This window comes from Maribellus luteus (assembly GCF_003576475.1).
In the GTDB taxonomy this organism is placed as follows: Bacteria; Bacteroidota; Bacteroidia; order Bacteroidales; family Prolixibacteraceae; genus Draconibacterium; species Draconibacterium luteum.
The window spans coordinates 1-647 of sequence record NZ_QWGR01000123.1; the positions used below are offsets into that span (position 1 = coordinate 1).

At 60.6% G+C, this 647-nt stretch carries 1 protein-coding gene; it reads left to right on the top strand.

Features of this window, described 5'->3' with window-relative positions; translation table 11 throughout:
• Positions 1-647, top strand: a 647-nt coding sequence (locus D1614_RS28215; protein ID WP_497006674.1) for a carbamoyltransferase C-terminal domain-containing protein, incomplete at both ends; no start/stop codon positions are given.

Below are 647 nucleotides of genomic sequence, written 5' to 3' on the forward strand. Positions count from 1 at the left end.
TAGCCAAATTCCTCGTCAGCGTTCAGACGACACAAACGAAAAGCGACAACATCGCCCGCGATACCGCAAAACTGCTCGCCGATCAGAAGGTGATCGGCTGGTTTCAGGACCGTTCGGAGTTCGGCCCGCGCGCGCTGGGCAATCGCAGCCTGCTGGCCGATCCGCGCAAGCCCGAGATGAAGGACATCCTCAACAGCCGGGTGAAGCATCGCCAGCCGTTCCGCCCCTTCGCACCGATCGTTCTCTACGAGCGCGCGAAGGACATCTTCGAGGGCGAGGAAGACTCCCCCTTCATGCTGATCGCCAAGAACGTCCGGCCCGAATGGCGCGACAAGATTCCGGCCATTGTCCACGTCGATGGAACGGCGCGGGTGCAGACGGTGCGCGAGGAAACCAACCCCACGCTTTACCGGCTGCTGAAGGAGTTCGACGCCCTCACCGGCGTCCCCGTCCTCATCAACACCTCATTCAACGTCAAGGGCGAGCCGATCATCGAGACCCCTCGCGATGCGGTAATCTGCTTCCTGACCACCGGCATCGATCATCTGGTGATGCACAACACGCTGGTCTCGAAGAACGCGATGCACAAGATCGTCGGACCGCTGGTGAATACCTATACCGACGTCGCCACGATGGTGATGTCGAAC